This is a genomic window from Catalinimonas alkaloidigena (assembly GCF_900100765.1).
Taxonomy (GTDB): Bacteria; Bacteroidota; Bacteroidia; order Cytophagales; family Flexibacteraceae; genus Mooreia; species Mooreia alkaloidigena.
In genome coordinates, this window is record NZ_FNFO01000007.1 from 133689 (window position 1) to 155139 (window position 21451).

Below are 21451 nucleotides of genomic sequence, written 5' to 3' on the forward strand. Positions count from 1 at the left end.
CTCTAATACCTGATGTTCAGAAGGAACACAAAGAGTCGCGTGATGTAAGGAATAGGAATAGAAAGCGTCCTGATAAGCCTTGAGTTTTCCTAAGTTGCCGACTGATTCATCGAACCAGCTAGCTTTTTGATCGTGCGCGAGCAGCCTTCCCGGCGTGGGCTATTTTGGAGTTTCCTGTGCCTGTTGCTGTCGCATCTCGGGTGGGGGCAGTCCTCCGTTCAACACCTATATTTCAACAGCACACAACAAATCGTCGAACTGGATTTTGCGACGGAGCCGCCTACCGTGCGACCGTTGGACCAGGGCTCGGGCGGTTCTGTAGGCGAAGGCATTGCGCAACTGGAAGACAGTTTGGGCAACGTCATCCTTTGGGTCAACGCCCGTGGGGTATATGACCGGAATGGCGAACGCATGCCGGGCTCGGAAGGCATCTTCGCCGATCCCTCAGCCACTGAAATTGCCATCTGTCCGGACCCCGGATCGCTGTCCCGCTATTACCTTATTTACAATCAACTGAGCGACGACGACCAGGCGCAGGCGCCGCTTTTTTTCTCCGTCGTGGATCTGACAAAGCGCAACAGAGCGGGGGACGTCATTCTTCTCAATCAATCGCTGGATACCCGCTCCCATGCCGAAGGTCTAGAGGTGGTTCCCATCCCCTGCAGCAACGACTATTGGCTATTGGCGTATCGACGCGACGAGGGATTCGTGCGCTTCCGGGTGACGGAACAAGGTATTGAAGCGTCTATCCTCATCGCTCCGTTCGATGCGGACGCGTCGGGCGGGCGGGGAGAACTGGACTACTACCAGGGACACCTCGGTTACGCAGTCACTTACCGTCAGCGGCTCTGGGTAGGTGATTTTGATCCTGCCTCGGGAGAGGTGGCCAACGCCCGGACCGTGCCCTTCCCCAGCTACGTCAGCGGCACCAAATTACAGGATACCGGGCTCTACGGACTGGAGTTCTCTCCCGACGGCACCAAAGTCTACTGTACCGACTTCAATAACCGTGACCTGTTCGGCAACGTGGTCAATCCCAATCTATTTCGCTACGACCTGATCAGCGGAAAAATCGATTCCTGGACAATTCCGCCGGCGACGGAGAACTGTAGCGGTACGCCACAGGGGCTGGGTCAGCTGGAACTGGCCCCGGACGGCAACCTCTACGTATGCCAGGCGGGTGGGTGTGGCATCACGGTCATTGAACAGCCCGATGCCGCGGAGCCGACCTTCACCACGATCCCGGTCACCGCGCCGTTATCTCTGGGCGTATCGGACCAGATTCAGGCGCCCGTGTTGCGACCGTTCCAGGTAAGCGAGGACCAAACGCTATGTGCTGGTGATTCGGTATTCCTGTGGGCCACGGGGGGGCTGACATACCAATGGAGCCCGACGGAAGGGTTGCACGATCCGACGAGCGCCCGGCCAATGGCGAGTCCGAAGGAAACGACTGTCTATACGGTGCGTGTGGATCGGGGAGGAGGGTGTGTCGACTCTGCGCAGGTAGCGCTCGAAGTGAGCCCTCGTCCCACCCTGGAAATAGCGGATCAGGTAATCTGTGCCGGAGACACGTTCGTACTGTCATTTCCCCCGGAAGAGAACACCTCGTACATCCTTGTCCATCATGGCACGGAAACGGCTATCTCGCTTCCCTACACTTTGCCGGAAGCGGGGCCATACGAACTGATTGCTCGTCACGCGCAAGGGTGTGAGACCGCGCAGGCGTTCAGGGTTACCGAACTACCTTCTCCAAAGATGGACTTGCCGGAAGCCATGCAATTCTGTGGCCCTCCGCCTTATATCGTGCCAATGGAAGCAGAAGTCGGAGTTACCTATCGCTGGTCGACGGGGGCGACGACGCCTCATCTCGAAGTGGACACCTCCGGTACCTATTGGGTCGAAGCTACCCAAGGCTCGTGCACCGTACGAGACTCAATCCGGATGACGGTTGCGCAACCCCCTCGGGCGGTCAACATCATCACCCCGAACGGCGACGGACGAAACGAGCGGCTCGACTTTGGGCCACTAACGCCGCAAAGTCGCCTGACCATCTACAACCGCTGGGGAAAGCTGGTTTACACATCCGACGATTACCAAAACGAGTGGCGTGCACTAGGCGAGCAAGGCAAGCCTCTCCCCGCGGGCCTCTACTATTATCATATAGACATCCCCTCCGACTGCGGCGAAAGCTTCAAAGGGTGGGTGCAGGTATTGAGATAACTACAAAAACGATAGCAACCGGATGAAAAAGTATTACACGTGTCTATTTTGGATTTTGCTGATGCCATTTGCAGAAGCTCAAACTTGGGAGTGGGCTACTGGAAGTCCTAGTGGCACAGGAATAATAGGAATGGATATAGATAGTGAAGGTAATGTTTATTCTACAGGACATTATATCAAATTTATCAACGATGGAAATTCTCTCACATACATTGAAGCAGATGGAATCAGAAAAAAAAACGCGCAAGGCTTTGGAGAATGGAACAAGACTTATCGACATATAAATCTTACACATGTCAAGGTAGACCCGAGTGACCAACCGATTTCGTTAGGGACTTTTATAGACTCTGCAGACATTGGGCCATACAATTTATACAGAGATCAAACAACATATTTACTAGTAAAGCATGATCAGAATGGGAATGTCGTTTGGAATACAGAGATAATCGGCGATATATGGTCTTCGTTTAGAGGAAGAGAGCAGATGTCAGTAGACGATAAAGGAAATACCTTCGTATTAATCGGTATCAATAACTCCATTTTAATTAATGACTCAACATACAGCAATAGAGAAAATCATAAGCTTGCGCTGCTAAAATTTGATCCCTATGGGAAATGTGTCTGGGCTAATTTCTTAAATGATTTTTCTTCAAGTGAAGGAGTTTATAAGTTTTTTGTAGGAAGTAATAAGCGTTTATTTTTGATAGGGAAGAGTGATAGTGCAGATAAACCCGTTGTCATAAATCAGGATACCATACCTCAAACCGAGAGGAATTTGGTTTTACTTCAAATTCTTGATAATGGTTCGATTCGATTACATCAATTGATAAATGCACCTTCTACCTATATCGAATCTGTTGCTACAGATCAGAAAGATAACCTGATCATCATAGGTTATTATACAGGGGGGAGCTGCTTTGGTAAAAATTTTTCAAAATATTCAGATAAGTATAAGGTTTTCATTGCGAAATTTTCACCCACAGGCACACTGATATGGTGCCGTACTATTGGACAGAAAGGGTTTGGATTTGGAGGATATAAAAATTCAGCACAGGTGGCAGTTGTTAGAAGTGGCAAGATATATATAGGCTTGAAATTTAGGCCTTATTTCTGGCAGCTAGCAGGACATGTGGATGATAGGCAAAATTGGTTATTAGCTTTTGTGCGCTTCAGTGAAAATGGAGATTTTGAATGGGGGAATGTGGTTCAGTATAATAACTTTAGTGGTGGAGGATTTATAAGCGAAAGACTACAGAAGTACTCTTGCCGAAACATTATTCCATTTGAAGACAAGGTTTACGTAAATGGTACCTTTGATCAACTTACCATAACTTTTGGAGACTACGAAGCTGGAGTATCGTATAGCGGTAGAGGAGTATCATCTCATCATTATATTGCAGCATTATCAGAAGGAAGTAATAACATTGAGGGAGTCATTTATCAAGCTCAAGACAACTGTGATAGCTTAAAAGTAGCAGCACAGTCTTTTATAGTAGTAGAGCCAGGACCATATTATAGCTTTTCTGATACAACTGGAAGCTATTCTGTACAGGTGGATACAGGTACGTATGCGATTCGTCCACTCTATACCCAAACTCCAGGATTTAATAAGCAATCTTTCTGTTCTCCAACTTCGTATACTGTTCAGTTAAATAAGACTGCGACTGATACAAGTGGATTTGACTTCGTAACGAAGTTGAATGCATTTCATCACCTCACCACTACCATCTCCTCCGACCGCCGACGCCGATGCTTCCGCAGTACCACTACCGTCAGGTATGCCAACGAAGGGGCGGCACCGGCTAGCCCAGTACAGGTGAAAGTCAAGTACCCTGACTACGTGGTGCCTATTTCTAGCACCATTCCCTGGAGTTCGGTGGAAGAAGGAAATGTGTATGTATTTGACCTGGGCAGCCTGGACCCGCGGCAATCGGGCACCATTCAGATTACTGATTCCGTCGTATGCGGCATTGATTCTATCCGGGGCTTGACTCAATGTACGGAAGCGCGAATCTTCCCGCTCAATCCCCGTGAGACGGCCCCCAATTGGGATCAGTCGGATCTGGTACTGAAGGGGAAATGTCAAGACAACGGCTTTGTCCGCTTTGTGATCCACAACCAGGGGCAAGCCATGCAAGACAGTAGCAACTACCGCCTCTACCTGGACGCCCAGTTGGTATATCAGGCAAAGCTGAAATTGCAGGGCGATGACAGCCTAGTATTTCGGGTACCGGTCAACGGACAGACCGTGCGTCTGGAAGCAGATCAGCGAGCGGGACATCCGTACCAACAGCAAACGAACGTGACGCTGGAAGGCTGCGGTACGAACAGCGAGGGTAAAATCAGTGTCGGGTACGTAGCCCAACTCCCACCCGATGATGAACCAGAGGAAGTGTCAATCGACTGCCTGCCCATCATTGATTCGTTCGATCCAAACGATAAGCTGGCCCTACCCATTGGTCGTTTCGAGCAACACTATGTACGACCGGACGTAGCGCTGAATTACAAAATCCGCTTCCAGAACACGGGTACCGATACGGCTTATCGGGTCGTTGTGGTCGATACGCTCGAGGCGGGCCTGGACCTGGCGACGTTTCAGCAAGGGGCCGCTTCACACCCGTACCGCCTGGACATCTCCGGGAAGGGACGACCGGTGCTGACCTGGACCTTTGCGGGCATCGACCTGCCGGACTCCACACGCAACGAGCCGGGCAGTCATGGCTTTGTGAGCTTCTCCATTCACCCTTACGATACGCTTCCGGAAATGACGCGCATCGAAAATGAGGCGGACATTTACTTCGATTTCAACGAGCCAGTACGGACTAACATCGTATTTCATACCCTCACCGACAGTGTGTTTGCTGATTTTACTAAGGCGCCTCCGGTGGAATTCGAGACAGTAACTGCTGCACCATCCTGGGATAGAGCAGGTATCATGCTCTATCCTAATCCCACCCGAGGATGGTTTACTCTGCAATGGGCAGATCCAGAATTGCCGTTGTTTCAAGTAAGGGTAATCAACTCACTCGGTCAAGTAGTGGACGATTATTGGGTAAACCCTAATCAGCGATCCCAGCGCTTGATGGTAGATTTGTCATCTTTATCCTCGGGGGTTTACGGAGTAGTGTTAATTACGGATCAAGGCTCTATGGTAAAAAATATCATCCTTCAGAAATGAGATCAGTTAGGTGGTCCCCACAGTTCGGACAGCATTCAATAGGCTTTACAAAGATCGTGTATCACAATATTAAAGAAATAGCCTTTTTGGCTAAGTTAGGCCTATTTTTATGTAAATCATCGTAAAAAAAGGATATAGAGGTTCAAGTCCCTGCGACTCCACAGCATAAAGACGCAATTCGCACGTAGCGCGGGTTGCGTCTTTTTTTTGCTTGTACATCACGCGCTCGTTTTTTTAGCCGGTTCCTGAGATTGGGCAGGGCGATGCAATGGCGAGGAGCCTGAAGGTGAAGGACAAATATCTACTGAAAAGGGCGTATACAGGCGTTCTGGCGAGCCATTCCCCTCTTTTTTACCGATAGTCCCCCCGGGCTTTTGGGTCGGAAGCCGGAGGTTTGAGCCATGCTCTGTCTCTGCCCTCTGTGGGGTGGGAAGAGCGCTTTCTGACAATCTACTACTTCTTACACCCATGAAGCCTCACGACGCTTACGCCCCTCGCTGCCGCAATTTTTCCTGTCGCGTACGACCGTTTTTACGTGCCGCGCGCGCGCCCTTTGTCAGCCAGATATCCTTTTCAGACCAGCCCTGAACCACGCCAATGCTGTGGGTAGCGGAGGGCTTTTCTCCGTTGCATGTGCTGGTCCGGACACAGGCGTACCCTACTGCGGAAATTCTGCGCCTCGCGCCTGCCCGAACCTGTCGTGCAGTGGCATGCACTGTAGCACAACCCTTCTATTTATAACAACTCAACCTATGCAAAAACATGTACGTACTCAGGCGCTGTTTTGCCTGATGTGGATGCTCCTGATCGGCGTCGCCCTGCCCGCTTTCGGGCAAAGCGCGACCCTGCAGGGGACCGTGATTGACGACACCGGAGAGGGAATTCCCGGCGTCTCTGTTCTGGCGAAGGGAACGTCCGTAGGGACCATTACCGACGTATCGGGGAACTATACCCTTACCATCCCTAACCCGCAAGATGCCATTCTGGTGTTTTCGTTTGTGGGCTACACCACGCAGGAAGTGCCGGTGGGTTCGCAGACTACGATCAACGTAACGCTGGCCTCAGACATAAAGGCCCTCGAGGAGGTCGTGGTCGTAGGGTACGGCACGCAGAAAAAGGCCACCCTGACCGGCTCGATCGCCGAAGTAGAGGGGAAAGAAATCGTGAAAAGCCCGCAACCCAACCTGTCCAACGCGTTGGCGGGACGTTTTTCCGGCATCATTGCCAACAACCGCGGCGGAGAGCCGGGGTACGATGGTTCGAGCTACACGATCCGGGGATTGGCGACGACGGGCAATAACGACGTGCTGGTGGTGGTCGACGGCGTGCCGGGCCAGATCGGCGGGCTGGAGCGCCTGAATCCCAACGATATCGAGAGCATTACCATTCTGAAAGACGCCTCCGCCGCCATTTACGGTTCGCGTGCGGCCAACGGGGTTATTCTGGTGACGACCAAAAAAGGAACGGCCGGCAAGCCGGTGATCAGCTACAGCTTCAACCAGGGCTTTTCGTCGCCGACGCGCCTGCCCAAAATGGCCGATGCCGCGACCTACGCGCAGATTCGCAACGAGATCGCCTATTACAACAACCCCGACGGGGGCATGAATCAGGTGTACGACGAGAACGCCATTCAGCAGTTTGCGTCCGGTGCTGATCCGCTCAATTACCCCAATACTAACTGGCAGGACGCGACCCTCAAGCAGGTGGCGTTGCAAAATCAGCACAACCTTTCGGTCAACGGAGGCTCGGAAAACATCCGGTATTTTGTTTCGCTGGGCAAGCTATTTCAAGACGGACTTTACAAAAACGGCGCGACGAAGTACAACCAGTACAGCGTTCGCTCGAACCTGGACGCCAACATTACGCCCAACCTGAACGTGGGGCTGTCGCTCTCGGGTCGCAAAGAAGATCGCCAGTACCCCATTGCCAGTGCGGGCGACATTTTCCGTTCCATCTACCGGGCTTACCCCACTGTGGCGGCTGTGTATCCCAACGGGCTGCCTTCGTCGGGCATCGAAAACAGCAACCCCGTGTTGCTGGCGACCGACATAAGCGGCACGAACCAGAACCCGCGGTACGTGTTCAACGGCATTCTGAAGGCCAGCTATACGTTGCCGTTTGTGGAAGGACTATCGGTCGACGGCTTCTACTCGGTCGATCAGCTCGTCAACAAAACCAAAGCGTTCAGTACGCCTTACGTCGTGTATACCTACGCGTCCGGAACCGGTGCCTACAACCCGACCATCGTGGGGGGCAGCGACCAGAAGGCCACCCTGTCGGAAGAGTTCAACTCGCAGAACCAGACGGTCGCCAACATCAAACTGAACTTCAACCGGCAACTGGGTAGCCACAACGTCAACGCCTTTGTGGGGTACGAACAGAGCGAGCGGCGGGAATCGACCTTCGGGGCGTCCCGCATTCACTTCCCTACGACGCAAACGCCGGAACTGTCGCAGGGGGGCGCTGCCGCCACCGACTACGACAACTGGGGCAGCAGCTACCATTACACCCGCAAGAGCTACATCAGCCGGATTGCCTACAACTTCAGCGAGAAATACCTGGCCGAAGTGCAAATGCGCGTCGATGGCTCGTCGACCTTCCCGAAGGGCAAGCAGTACGGCTTTTTCCCCTCGGTGTCGGCAGGTTGGCGCATTTCGGAAGAGTCCTGGTTCCAGAACAGCCTTCCGTTCATCAACAACCTGAAACTACGCGCCTCGTACGGTCAGCTCGGGAACGACAACGTCGGGCTGTTTCAGTACTACGACAACTACCAGTTTGCGAACCGTTACGTGATCGGCTCGGACGTCCACACGGGCATCGACCTGATCAAACTGGGCAACCCGGACATCACCTGGGAAGTAGCCCAAAAGACGGACATAGGTTTGAACGCGGTATTCCTCAAAAACTTTACGTTGGAACTGGTCTACTTCCAGCAGAAACGCTCGGACATCCTGACCACGCGCAACGCTTCCATTCCCGGTGTTTCGGGAATCGTAAACCCTTACAACGACGGCAGTGCGTCGTACGTCCCGCTGGTGCCGTCCGAGAACATCGGGAAGGTGAACAGCAACGGCGTGGAGGCAACGCTGGGCTACCAGCACACCGGCCCGGTTAGTTTCGGCATTACGGCCAACGGGACCTATGCCAAGAGCGAAATCGTATTCATCGACGAGGCGGCCGGCGCCCTGGATTACCAGCGGCAGACGGGCCAGCCACTCAACACGTACCTGCTGTACCGCACAATCGGCATTTTCCGCACGGAAGACGACCTGAGCCGGTATCCGCACGTGCCGGGGGCCAAGGTGGGCGACCTGATCTACGAAGATTACAACGGCGACGGAGAAATCAACGCCGACGACCAGGTGCGTTCCAAGTACGGCAACATTCCGCTGCTGACTTACGGCCTGACCCTGAACGCCGGCTGGAAAAACTTCGACCTTTCGGCCGTCTTCGCCGGGCAGGGCATGGTGAGTCAGTACGTGCTGCCCGAATCCGGTACCATCGGCAACTATTACAGCAGCTGGGCCGACAACCGCTGGAGCCCCTCCAACCCGGATGGTACGTATCCGCGGGTAGACGAACGTGCCTCGTCGGCCGTGAGCGGAGGGTTGTATCAGAACGATTTCTGGCTGAACAACGCGTCGTTCCTGCGCCTGAAAACCGTGCAGTTGGGCTATAACGTCCCGACCACGGTGCTTACGCCGCTCAAAATCTCGTCGTTGCGGGTGTACGCCAGTGCCTTTAACCTCTTCACCATCACGCCGGTAAAAGACTACGATCCGGAAGGCAACAGCACCAGCGGGCAATTCTATCCCCAACAGCGGATTCTCAACCTGGGCGTCAACGTCAGTTTCTAAATTCCGACTTCCCCGAACATGAAAAAATATACATTCCCCCTTACCCTGATTACCCTGCTGGGCACCTTCCTGGGGATGGTCTCGTCCTGCCAGGAAGATTTCCTCGACGTGGTGCCGACCGACCGGGTGTCCGATGCGTCCATTCTGTCCGATTCGGTTCTGTTCGAAGCGTTTGTGATCAACCGCTATCTGGGCGTACGGCTCGCCAACAAAGAAGGCGACGGCAACGTGCCCGGCTTTGGTCGTGGGTTCGAATACGCCCTGTGGAGTTCGCTGACCGACGAGTCGATCTACAACAACGACGATAATACCTGGCTGGTCCAGCAAGGCCAACTGGCCCCGGAAAACACAGGCATTGCCGGGACCCTGTGGGGCCGTAGTTACCGGAGCATCCGGGAGTGCAACTACGCCCTGGCCCACATCGGCGAAGTGGAGATGAGCGCGGGCCACAAAGCGCTGCTGACGGCCGAGCTGAAATTTATCCGTGCGTTTCGGTACCAGGACCTGATCCGGAACTACGGCGAAGTGGTGTTGGTCGGCGATCAGGTAACGGAGCTGGGCGACGATTTCTCCTCGCCCGAACTGTTTGTGCGCTCTTCCATCGAAGAGGGCATCACCTACGCCGTGGGGCAACTCGAAGAGGCGGCCGCCGTGCTTCCCGTCGCGAACGACGGAAGCTGGGAGGTAGGGCGGGCCACCAAAGGCGCGGCCCTGGCGCTGCGCTCTCGCCTGCTGTTGTATGCGGCCAGCCCGCTTTACACCGGCGGCACGGACGAGCCGGCCAAGTGGCAGAAGGCCGCGCAGGCCGCCCAGGACGTAATGAACCTCGGGATCTACACGCTCTATCAGGCCGGGTACGGCAACCTGTTTCTGGACGTCCGCAACAACGAGGAGGTCATCTTCGCCCGTTACTATAATCTGAACGCGCTGCACACCGCACTGGAAATTGCCAACGGCCCGAACGGCTACGACGGCTGGGGGGGTAACGTTCCGCTGCAAAATCTGGTCGACGACTACGAGATGATGGACGGCACGCCGTTCGACTGGAGCGACCCGACGATGAGCGACGATCCGTACGCCAACCGCGATCCGCGGTTCTACGAAACCATCCTCTACAACGGCGCGCCTTACCGCAACCGTCAGGTGGAAACCTTCCTGCCGGGCGGCCGCGACAGCAAAGACGGCCCGTCGAACTGGAACACGTCGAAAACCGGCTACTACCTGCGGAAATTTGTCGACCCGAACCTGCCGATCCAGAACCCCTGGGGCATTGCCGGGACGCAGGACTGGATTTACTTCCGGTATGCGGAAATTCTGCTGAGCTATGCCGAAGCGCAAAACGAAGCCGTAGGCCCCGACGCCAGCGTCTACGAAGCCGTGAACGCCATCCGCACCCGTCCGGGCGTCGAAATGCCGGCCTTGCCCGCAGGGCTGTCGAAAGAAGAAATGCGGGAGCGCATCCGGCACGAACGGCGGATCGAACTGGCCTTCGAAGAGCACCGCTTCTACGACGTGCGTCGCTGGAAGATTGCCGAAACTACCGAAAACGTGCCTGCCTACGGCATCGAAATTACCAAGTCGGATAACGGGAGTCTGTCGTTCCAGCGGAAAGTAGCGTTGGAAGGCCGAAGCTTCTCCGAAAAGCACTACTGGCTGCCGATTCCCCGGGCCGAAATTCAGGCGACTAACAATCAGTTGGAGCAGAATCCCGGCTACTAGCCGACCGCGACTGAAAAGCGTTCGCCCGACGAACGCGGGCGCTTTTTCGCATGCTGGAAGAGCAATGCAATGTTGTTTGAGTGATGCCCGGGGGGCACATCAGGGCCTCCCCGGGTACTTCTTCCACTTTTTTCGTAACGAAATGCTTGGTGCGTACTCGCCTGCGCACAGCACCTCACGCCATGCACACCAACTTCCTTTTGTCCCTCATCGGTTGTGGTCTGGCCCTGGCGCTGGCAAGCTGCCAGCCTCCGCCCGACCAGACCCCGACCGAGCGCTCCGGCGCTCGCGAAATCACCGTTACCGTCGATGCCGCCCAAACCTACCAGACGCTCGAAAACTTTGGCGCTTCCGATGCCTGGGCCTGCCAGTTTGTAGGGCAATGGCCCGAGGCGACCAAAACCCTTCTCGCCGACCGGCTGTTCAGCCTGGATACCAACGCGCAGGGACAGCCGCAGGGCATCGGGTTGTCGTTGTGGCGGTTCAACATCGGGGCGGGCAGTGCCGAACAGGGGGCGGAGAGCGGCATCGGTGACGAGTGGCGTCGGGCCGCGTCGTTCCTGCAGCCGGACGGGACATACGACTGGAGCCGACAGGCCGGGCAGCAGTGGTTTTTGCAGGCTGCGCAGCAGCGCGGCGTCGAGCAATTTCTGGCCTTTGCCAACAGCCCGCACGTGACGATGACCCGCAATCGCAAAGCGTATTCGTCTGACGGTCTTTCCAACCTGGCCCCCGACCGCTACGAGGACTTCGCCGCGTACCTGACCACCGTCGTACAGGGCGTCCGGCAGCAAACGGGCATCGACTTTCAATACCTGAGCCCGGTCAACGAGCCGCAGTGGGACTGGAAAGACGGCGGGCAGGAGGGAAGTCCGTACACCAATGCCGAGATTGCCCAACTGGTCCGTACCCTGAACCGGCATCTGGAACAGGCCGGCGAATCGGTCAAGATCGACGTCGCGGAGGCCGGCAAAATCAACTACCTCTACGAAACGGACGACAAACCCCAGCGCGGAGAACAGATCGCCGCCTTCTTCAGCCCCGGCTCCGACGACTACATCGGCGACCTTTCGCACGTTAGCCCTACCATTTCGGCACACAGCTACTTCACGACCTCGCCCGCCGGTCAGGCCGCTTCCATGCGGCAGCAAGTGGCCCGGGCCATCGAGGCATCGGCCACACCATTGCACTACTGGATGTCCGAATACTGCATTCTGGGCGACAACGCAGGCGAGATTGACGGAAACGGACGCGACCTGGGCATGCCCGCGGCGCTCTACCTGGCGCGGGTGATGCACAACGATCTGGTGATGGCGCAGGCGTCGGCCTGGCACTGGTGGCTGGCCATTTCGCCCTACGATTATAAAGACGGCCTTCTGTACGTTTCCAAAACCAAGGAAGGCGGGAGCTACCACGAAAGCAAAATGCTCTGGGCCATGGGCAATTACAGTCGGTTTGTGCGTCCCGGCGCGGTTCGGGTGGCGGCCAGCAGCAGCGACGGGGCGGTCCTCGTGTCTTCGTTCGTGCATCCCGAGCAACAACAGTCGGTGACCGTGGTGATCAATCCCGGTGCCGACACGCTGAGCCTGACGCTGGACTTCAAAAACGCGGACGTGCAACGGGTGCGGCCCTACATCACCGACGCAACCCAAAGCCTGCACCCCGCCGACGGGTACGACGCTCGCCAACCCCTTATTCTTCTGCCGCGCTCGGTCACGAGCCTGGTGGGCACACTTCGCTGACAACGGCCTGATGTTTCTTCACCTCCAACGTTTGATCACTTTTTCTATGATGATGCTTCGCTCTGTCCTGCTTTGTTTCCTCTTCCTTCTGACCACCCGTGGCCTGCACGCCCAGGATTTTGGGACGTCGACTTCCCTGCACCAGTGGTTTTTTCACCTGGGCGATGTGCCGAACGGAGAAAAGCCCGACCTCGATTATAGCGGTTGGGAGGCGGTCAGGGTGCCGCACGACTGGTCCGTGGCGCAATTTGCCAGCCCCGACAACGCCAGCTGCACCGGCTACCTGCCGGGCGGCATTGGCTGGTACCGCACTTCCCTCGACCTGCCGGTCACCAAAAACGCCAAACGGTATTACCTCTATTTTGAAGGCGTCTACAAAAACAGCGAAGTGTGGGTGAACGGCCAGTGGGTGGGCAAACGGCCCAACGGCTACGTCTCGTTTCTCTACGACATTACGCCCTACGTTCAACCCGGGGGGGGCAACACAGTAGCCGTCAAGGTCGACCACAGCGACGATGCCGATTCGCGCTGGTACACGGGCTCGGGCCTCTACCGCGAAGTGCATCTGGTCACCGCCGATCCGCTTCATCTGGCACTTTGGGGTGTGCACTATGCCGCTACGCTGGGAAAAGGCCCGTCGGCCCGCCTTCAGGCGCAGGCGCGCTTCCAGAACGAGACGGAGCAGGCAACCACCGTGCAGGTAAAGCACGAATTGCTCGACCAGGACGGAAACGTAGTGGCGGTGACCGAAACGCGGCAGAAAGTCGCGCCGGGAGCGGCGGCCGAAACGAGCCAGACGCTCAAGGTGGCGCGGGTGAAACGCTGGAAGCTGGAGGCTCCTTACCTCTACTCCCTCCGCACGACCCTCTCCGCACACGGTGCCGTTACCGACCAGAGCGAAGTGCCGGTCGGGTTCCGGTCGCTGACGTTCGACGCCGACCGCGGCTTTGCCCTCAACGACGAATGGATGAAGATCAAGGGCGTCTGCCTGCACCACGATGCGGGTGTGCTGGGAGCGGCGGTGCCGCGCGAAGTGTGGAAGGCGCGCCTCTTGAAACTAAAAGAAATCGGGGTGAACAGCATTCGGATGAGCCATAATCCGCAGGCCACCGACCTGTACGACCTGTGCGACGAACTGGGCATGCTGGTGATGGACGAAGCGTTCGACGAATGGGAATACCCGAAAAAGAAGTGGATCAAAGGGTGGAATGTCGGGAAACCGGGCTTCCAGGGCATCGCGGAGAACTTCGAGGCGTGGGGCAAGCAAGACCTGGCGGCGATGGTGTACCGGGATCGTAACCATCCTTCCGTTATTCTGTGGTCCATCGGCAACGAAGTCGATTATCCCAACGACCCGTACAGCCATCCGATTCTGGACTCGGTCGGCATCGGCCAGCAGCACACCACCGGATATTTGCCCGATCAGCCTCCGGCCGAACGACTGGGCACCATCGCGCAGGAACTGGCCGCGGTGGTCCGTTCCATCGATACGACGCGGCCCGTCACGGCTGCCCTGGCAGGCGCGGTGATGTCGAACGAAACGGCGTATCCGGCCGCGTTGGATGTGGTCGGGTACAACTATACCGAAAGTCGCTACGAACTGGACCACCAGCGCTATCCGAAGCGGGTGCTGTACGGGAGCGAAACCCGCCACGACCTGCAGGCCTGGCAGGCGGTCAAAAACCATGACTTCATCTTCGGACAGTTCATCTGGACCGGGTTCGACTACCTGGGCGAGGCGGGGCCCTGGCCTTCGCGGGGATTTGTGACCGGCATGGTCAGTCAGGCTAACCAGATCAAGCCCAGGGGGTATTTTCGCCAGGCCCTGTGGTCCGACCAACCCATGGTCTACGTGGGCACGTATCCGGTGCCCCAGCGGCGAAAGTCGTACCTCTCGATCGATGCGCCACACCTGTGGAACTACCCGGACGACACCCTGATTCGGGTGGTGGCCTACACCAACGGCGACGAAGCCGAACTGCTGCTCAACGGCACGGTCGTAGGCGCGCGCAAACCGCAAGATCCGCAGACCGCCATCATCGCGTGGGACATCCCTTTCGCGCCCGGCACGCTCAGCGTGGTGGCCTACCGGGCGGGCAAGCCCATCGCTACAGACGAGGTGGTCACCTCAGGACGGCCGACGCGGCTCGTGGCTTCTCGTGAAGGCGACGCCCCGGCGCACGCCGACGACGTGGTGCTGGTGCAGGTCGAAGTACAAGACGAGGCTGGTCGCCTGGCCTCGCTGGCCGATAACCGGATTACGTGCGAGGTTGCGGGTCCGGGGCAATTGCTGGGCCTGGAAAGCGGTACGGCCTTCGCCAACGAAAACTTCAATTCCAACCAATTGCGGTGCGTCGACGGAAAGCTGCTGGCCTACGTTCGCGCTACGGGGCAGCAAGGCACAATTCAGCTTACCTTTACCGCGCCCTACCTGGAGAAAGCCGTAGTGACCATCCCCGTCGGGACCGCGGTACGGTGAGGCCGCTGGGTCCGCCCAAAGCCGTTGCCTGAAGTCCCTGGCGTTAGAAACGAGAGAAACGACTAACTTAGGTAGGCGATTGTTCCGGGCGCCGGGGGAACCTGTACCAGGGATTTTTGTAGTGGCACGATGACGTTTTGACCCTCCACCTTATGCTTGTGCGTACGCTGACCAACCTGTTGTTTCTCCTGAGCCTCCTGCTGTCGGCGGGCGTGAGGGGACAGACCGCGCCTCACCTGTTCACCCAGTATAAATTTCATCGCCTCAACGAAGCGAACGGACTGACCAACAACATCGTCACCGACATTGTACAAGACAGCCTGGGGCAGATCTGGGTCGGTACCGAAGAGGGACTTTTCCGTTACCAGGGCACCAAGTTTCAGCCGTTTCTGAAGGACCGCGAGGACACGAACACCCTGCCTAACAACTACGTCTGGAAGCTGTTTGTGGACGAACAGAACAACATCTGGACCATGACGGACAATGGGGTGGGGATGTACAGCTACCAGACCGACTGCATCCGCCGCTTTATGCCGGAGCAGCTGGTGGGTGGCGTCACTTCCATGGCCCGGGCGCCGGACGGCACGCTGTACTTCGGGCGGTACGAGGGCGGCATCTGGCAGGTACGCGACGGACAGGCGCGGCTGCTTCCGCTGTTCGATCCGGTCAGCCAACAGAACATGAACGGCCTGGGGGTGTTGCACATGAGCATCGCCCAAAACACGCTGTGGGCGGTGGTGAGCGAGCGGGGGCTTTTGTCCATAGACCTGGCGACAGAGCGGGTGCGCTACCTCAGTGCGCAGGAAATCTGCGGACAGGAGCGTTTGAAGGTTTTCGACCTCTACGTCGATGCCGAAGCGCGGGTCTGGCTCGGCTCCAACGCGGGCGTGTTTCGGAGCGACCCCAGCCCGACGGGAGCGGGAGCCTTTCGCCCGGTGCTAACCGATGCGCTGCCCCCGGACGACTACCTGAGCATCTGCCTGGACAACACCGACCAGCTTTGGGTCGGCTCCCGGCAGCACGGCGTCTACGCCTTTCGGCAACAGCCCGAAGGGACCTACCGCCCTTCGGAGCACTTTGCGCCTTCGTTCGGCGACGATGGTATTTCGCACCGAACCATCAGCAAAATTTTTCAGGACGACGAAGGCTTGTTCTGGCTGGGCACGCACAACGGCGGCGTCAACGTATTCAACCCCGAGGGCGAGCTGGTGCGTTTCCTGACTTATCAATTCTACAATCCGGCGTCGCTGAGCTACCAGAACGTGTGGGGCATGTGCGAAGTCGGCGACGGAACCATCTGGGTCGGGACCGACGGCAAAGGCATCAACCGGCTGGACCCGAAAACGGGCGTGGTGGACCGCCATTTTCTGCCCGACCTGCAGGACAAAGCCATTCTGTGTTTGATGGAAGACAGCCGGTCGCGGGTCTGGATCGGGACGTACGCCAACGGCGTCTATCTGTACGACCGCCGTTCCGACCGGCTCAGTACGTTTCGGGTCGGGAGCGAGCATACACAACTGCAAGTCAACGACATCCGCGCCTTTTTCGAAACTCCGTCCGGCAAGGTCTACGTGGGCACCAACCAGGACGGACTCTACACATTCGAGGAGGAGACCGGCCGGCTGGTGCAGGTGGTCGGGTCGGCCGGGCTGGACATCCGCGCCATTACTTCCACCCGCGATCAGCAACTGTGGCTGGGCACCTACGGGCAGGGGTTGTTGCACTACGACGAGCGGCGCGGCAGCTTCACCAACCACCACTGGGCGCAGCACGACGAATTTGCCAAGGAGGTGATCTTCGACATTTACCGGGACGGCTCCACGCTCTGGCTGGGCACCCGCCACCACGGCCTGCTGGCCTTCGACACGCAGACGCTGACCTACACCCATTTTGCAGATGTGAAGCGCATCAACGAAAGCGCCATTTCGGGCGTAACCAAAGATGCGCTGGGCAACCTCTGGATCACGACCAACACCGAAGTCATTGCGTTTGATCCCGTGCAGCGACGCGTCTTTCCGTTCAGCAGCAACGGGAATTTCCAGACCGGCCACGCCAACTACGGGTCCATTTTCCGGGCCGACGCGGGCTTTGTTGTGGTCGGTGGCATCAACGGCATGAACCTCTTCTACCCAGAACAACTGTTTCAGACCGAGGTTACGCGGAACGTGGTATTCAACGAACTGAAGATCCTCAACAAAACCGCCAACGCCGTAAACTCCGATGTGTTTCCAGCCGGGAAAAGCATCTTTCTGACCGACCGGGTCATGCTCGATCACAAAGACAACATCTTCTCCATCGGTTTTTCCATCCCGGGCTTTAATGTCTCCAAGCAGAACGAAGTGGCCTACCGACTTGAGGGCTACGAAACCGAATGGCAGTACGGGGCCAACGATGCCGCCACCACCTACCGGAACGTGCCCCCGGGCCACTACACTTTTCAGGTGAAAAACCTGCAGACCGACACCCTTACCCGACAGCTGGCGATTGCCATTGCCCCGCCTTTCTGGCGCACGTGGCAGGCCTACGGGCTGTATGCGCTGGTGTTGGCCCTGCTGATCTGGTGGTTCAACCGGTTTATGCACAGCCGGATCATCCTGAAACAGAAACTGGCGTTCGAAAAAGAGTTGCGCGAGAAAGAGCACCACGTGATGCAGGAAAAGCTGCGGTTCTACACGAACTTTTCGCACGAACTCAAAACCCCGCTTACGCTCATACAGGGACCGGTCAACGACCTGGCCCGCACCATCGAAGACCCCGACCAGCGACAATACCTGCAACTGATCCAGAAGAACACCCGCATTCTGCTCAAGTTCATCGAACGCATGCTGGAATTCCGGAAGCTGGAAATGAACAAAACCATTCTGAACGTGGGGCGGCACAACCTGACCATTCTGGCCCAGGAAGAGGCCGAGCGGTTTGCGTACCTGGCCAAAGAAAAGCGCATCAAGTTTGGGTTTTATTGCGAAAGCGAGCTGCATGCCTGGGTCGACCTGGAGAAGATGCAGATCATCCTGAGCAACCTGCTGTCGAATGCCATCAAGTTTACCGGCGAAGGGAAAGCCATCCATTTCGGCATCGCGCAACACCAGGAGCAACTCGTGATCGAGGTAAAGGACGATGGCGTCGGCATCGAGGCCACCGAAGTCAAAAACATCTTTTCGCCTTTTTACCAGGCGAGTAACTCCGTTGGGGCGGGCGGCACCGGCATCGGGCTGGCGTTGTGCAAAAGCCTGGTGGAGCTGCACGGCGGCACCATCACCGTCAGGAGCCAGGCCGGCAAGGGGACGCAGTTTCGGGTGCAGCTGCCGCTGGGCAAAGACCACCTGCTGGAGAAACCGCACGTCCGGTTTGTGGTGACAGATGCGGAGACGCAGGAGGCGCCCCGCTGGGCCGATTCTGAGCAGCAGCTGGCGGCCGACGAGTCGGCAGTCAACGATCAGGTGATGCTGGTGGTGGACGACAACCAAGACATTCTGACCTACGTGCATTCGCTGTTCAAAGGAGAATTTCGGGTGATTACGGCCGAAAATGGCAAAGAAGCCCTGGAAAAAGCCACGCACCACATTCCGGACCTGATCATCTCGGACATGATGATGCCGGAAATGGACGGGATTGCACTCAGCAAGGCGCTGAAGGAAAACATGGCGACGAGCCACATCCCGATCATTCTGCTGACCGCGAAAAATTCCAACCAGGCCAAAATCGACGGATTCGAAATCGGCGTCGACGACTACATCACCAAACCTTTCCACTCCGAGCTGCTGCTGGCGCGGGTCAAAAACATCCTGAACAAGAGGAAGTTGCTGGAGCTTAAGTACGGTGTCAACGAACTGATGGACCCGGCCACGCGGCAGGGTTCGCGGGAAGAAGATTTTGTGTTGCAGGTAGAAGCCGCCATCCTGGGCATGCTGGAGAAGGGGACGTTCGAAGTGCCGGAACTATGCCGGGAAATGGGCATGAGCCAAACCTCGCTCTACCGGAAAATTAAAAGCATTGCGGGCGTCTCTACGCAGTTGTTTATCCGCAAAATTAAAGTAAAACGGGCCGCGCAACTGATGTTGCAGGGGCAAGGGACGATCACAGAAATTGCCTACGCACTCGATTTTGCCGACCTGAAATACTTCCGGAAGTGCTTCAAAGAACAGTACCAGATGACGCCCTCCGAATTTATCGCCGCGCATCCGACCGCCGCGCCACCGCAAGACGACCTGATGCAGGCGTTTCTGGACGTCAAAAAATAGCCAATTTGCTCCGCCATTGTCCCTTGACTTTATCCCTACCTATGCGCTCTGTTTTGAGAAATCAACCCCTACGCATCGCTTGGTGCATCAGTCTGTTCAGTTGGGTGGTGAGCCCCGCAGTTGCCCAGTCGCCTGTGGCGGTAACCAGCCCCGACGGTCTGTTGAACGTGACCATCACGACGGAGGGCGGCCGTCCTTCTTATACGGTACAGTACCGTGAGATTACTTTTGTGGAGGCGTCGCCACTGGGACTCAAAACGTCGATCGGCGACTTTACCAGCGCGTTGCAACCGGTGGGGCACCACACGACTCCGCTGCGCGAGACCTACACGCTGACCAAGGCCAAGGTGAGTCGGGTCGATTACGAAGCCAACGAACTGGTCTACCAGTTGATCAATCCTGCGCAGGATACCCTGCACCTGGTGTTCCGGGTGAGCAACCACGATGTCGCTTTTGCCTATCGGCTCACCACCAAAGCCCGGGTCACCAACGTGCTGGTGGAAGAAGAAGCGACCGGTTTTGACCTGCCCGCTGGCACTACGACGTTCCTCACGCCACAGGCCCCTCCCATGACGGGCTGGGAAAAAACCAAGCCCAGTTACGAAGAAGAATACACATACGACGAGCCCGTGGGCACGCCCTCCAAATACGGCGTGGGCTACACGTTCCCGGCGCTTTTCAAGGTGGGCGACCACGGCTGGGTGCTGATTTCCGAGACGGGCGTAGACAGTCGGTACGTCGGGTCGCGCCTGGGCGAGGGCACCCGCGAGGGATTTTACCCCCTCAGGTTTCCGCAGCCCGGCGAAAACAACGGCATCGGTGGCACCTCTGCGGCGATGGCCATGCCGGCCCACACCCCGTGGCGCACCCTTACCGTCGGCGAGACGCTCCAACCCATTGTGGAAACGACCGTGGCCTTCGACGTGGTAACACCGCGCTACGAGGCAACACGTTCGTACGAAATGGGGCGTGCCACCTGGAGCTGGATCGTCTGGCAGGACAACAGCATCAACTACGACGATCAGGTAAAATTCATCGACCTGGCCGCCGACCTCCGGTTCGAGTACGTGCTCATCGACAACTGGTGGGACCGGAACATCGGGCGCGACCGCATGGAGGCGCTGGTGGCCTATGCCGCTTCCAAAAACGTGGGGGTGCTGCTCTGGTACAATTCCAACGGCTATTGGAACGATGCGCCTCAAACGCCGCAGGATTGCATGAACACTGCCCTGGCCCGCAAAAAGGAGATGGCCTGGCTACAGCGCATCGGGGTGAAGGGACTCAAAGTCGACTTTTTCGGGGGCGACAAACAGCCGACGCTGCAACTGTACGAGGACATTCTGGCCGATGCCAATGCCTACGGACTGACCATTACGTTTCACGGCTGCACCCTGCCCCGGGGGTGGGAGCGGATGTACCCCAATTTTGTCACCGCCGAAGCGGTGCTGGCGTCCGAAAACCTGATTTTTCAACAGCGAGCCTCCGACCTGCACGCCTACCACGCCACCATTCTGCCCTTTACCCGCAACACCGTAGCGGCCATGGATTTTGCGCCGGTGTTTTTTAACAAGCGCCTGACCCGCGACCAACAGGGCGGATCGATTCGGCGCACCACCGACGCCTTCGAAATGGCAACGGCAGTGCTTTACAGCTCGCCGGTGCAACACTTCGGCATCACGCCCAACAACCTGGACGAGCAGCCGGATTACGTGCTGGATTTCCTGCGGGAGGTCCCCACCGTGTGGGACGAAACCGTGTTTGTCGAGGGCTATCCGGGCCAGCATTGCGTCATGGCCCGCCGCAAGGGAATGCGGTGGTACGTGGTCGCCGTGAACGGCGAAAAACGCGCCAAGCAACTGACGGTATCGTTGCCCATGCTGGCCGGTCGGGAAGTACAACTTTTGTATGATGAGAAAGGCCGCACCGCCGGTTTTGCCACCAAAAAAGTAGGCAGCAACGGTCGTTTCAAGCTCTCGCTCCTGCCAGAAGGGGGCGCGGTCATTGTAGCTCCCTAG

Annotated in this window: 8 protein-coding genes; all 8 read left to right on the forward strand. The window is 57.1% G+C overall.

The features are described from left to right. Positions 1-183: 183 nt before the first annotated feature. The 8 genes from BLR44_RS17440 to BLR44_RS17475 all read left to right on the forward strand — a co-directional run bounded on the left by BLR44_RS17440 (position 184) and on the right by BLR44_RS17475 (position 21451). Positions 184-2220, forward strand: coding sequence for a T9SS type B sorting domain-containing protein (locus tag BLR44_RS17440; RefSeq protein WP_143017352.1), 2037 nt, complete (start codon positions 184-186; stop codon positions 2218-2220). A 22-nt stretch (positions 2221-2242) separates the two neighbouring features. Then, positions 2243-5398 carry a T9SS type A sorting domain-containing protein gene (locus BLR44_RS17445; protein WP_089684363.1) on the forward strand — a complete coding sequence of 1052 codons (3156 nt, stop codon included), beginning with the start codon at positions 2243-2245 and terminating at the stop codon, positions 5396-5398. A gap of 752 nt (positions 5399-6150) precedes the next feature. Then, on the forward strand, positions 6151-9255 hold the full coding sequence (locus BLR44_RS17450) for a SusC/RagA family TonB-linked outer membrane protein (RefSeq protein WP_089684365.1): 3105 nt from the start codon (positions 6151-6153) through the stop codon (positions 9253-9255). An 18-nt stretch (positions 9256-9273) separates the two neighbouring features. Beyond that, positions 9274-10974 (forward strand): RagB/SusD family nutrient uptake outer membrane protein, encoded by a 1701-nt coding sequence (locus BLR44_RS17455; protein WP_089684367.1) that lies wholly within the window; start codon positions 9274-9276, stop codon positions 10972-10974. 182 nt (positions 10975-11156) lie between these two features. Beyond that, positions 11157-12716, forward strand: coding sequence for a glycoside hydrolase (locus tag BLR44_RS17460; RefSeq protein ID WP_176956095.1), 1560 nt, complete (start codon positions 11157-11159; stop codon positions 12714-12716). Between the two features lie 46 nt (positions 12717-12762). Then, positions 12763-15195, forward strand: coding sequence for a glycoside hydrolase family 2 TIM barrel-domain containing protein (locus BLR44_RS17465; RefSeq protein WP_089684720.1), 2433 nt, complete (start codon positions 12763-12765; stop codon positions 15193-15195). A 152-nt stretch (positions 15196-15347) separates the two neighbouring features. Continuing rightward, a complete protein-coding gene (locus BLR44_RS17470; protein WP_089684371.1) occupies positions 15348-19436 on the forward strand; it encodes a hybrid sensor histidine kinase/response regulator transcription factor in 4089 nt (1362 codons plus the stop codon). 53 nt (positions 19437-19489) lie between these two features. Then, positions 19490-21451, forward strand: coding sequence for a glycoside hydrolase family 97 protein (locus BLR44_RS17475; RefSeq protein ID WP_245706100.1), 1962 nt, complete (start codon positions 19490-19492; stop codon positions 21449-21451).

Excerpts from the sequence above, each read along its gene's own strand:
- BLR44_RS17455 (WP_089684367.1), top strand. The coding sequence starts at position 9,274 with ATGAAAAAATATACATTCCCCCTTACCCTGATTACCCTGCTGGGCACC.
- BLR44_RS17465 (WP_089684720.1), top strand. The coding sequence starts at position 12,763 with ATGATGATGCTTCGCTCTGTCCTGCTTTGTTTCCTCTTCCTTCTGACC.
- BLR44_RS17450 (WP_089684365.1), top strand. The coding sequence starts at position 6,151 with ATGCAAAAACATGTACGTACTCAGGCGCTGTTTTGCCTGATGTGGATG.
- BLR44_RS17460 (WP_176956095.1), top strand. The coding sequence starts at position 11,157 with ATGCACACCAACTTCCTTTTGTCCCTCATCGGTTGTGGTCTGGCCCTG.
- BLR44_RS17445 (WP_089684363.1), top strand. The coding sequence starts at position 2,243 with ATGAAAAAGTATTACACGTGTCTATTTTGGATTTTGCTGATGCCATTT.
- BLR44_RS17470 (WP_089684371.1), top strand. The coding sequence starts at position 15,348 with ATGCTTGTGCGTACGCTGACCAACCTGTTGTTTCTCCTGAGCCTCCTG.